Below are 210 nucleotides of genomic sequence, written 5' to 3' on the forward strand. Positions count from 1 at the left end.
CGGCGGCGGGCTGAGCTTGGGGCTGGGCCTGCGCTTGGGCTTGGGCCTGCGCCTGGGGCCGGGCGGCCTGCTGCGGTACGGCACGGATCGCCATCGTGCCCTCGCCGCGCGGGGCCTTGTCGGCGCCGGGGCGCACGGCGCGGATCGCGACGGTGCCGTCGGTACGGTCCGGTTCGACCGCTGCGGGCCGCTCGGGCGCCGCGGGCCGCT

Annotated in this window: 1 pseudogene; it reads right to left on the reverse strand. The window is 80.5% G+C overall.

Going from position 1 to position 210, the window contains the following annotated elements:
- Positions 1-210, reverse strand: a pseudogene (locus G3I40_RS06375) (RDD family protein); the annotation flags it as partial.

This window comes from Streptomyces sp. SID14478 (assembly GCF_010548525.1).
Classification (GTDB): Bacteria; Actinomycetota; Actinomycetes; order Streptomycetales; family Streptomycetaceae; genus Streptomyces.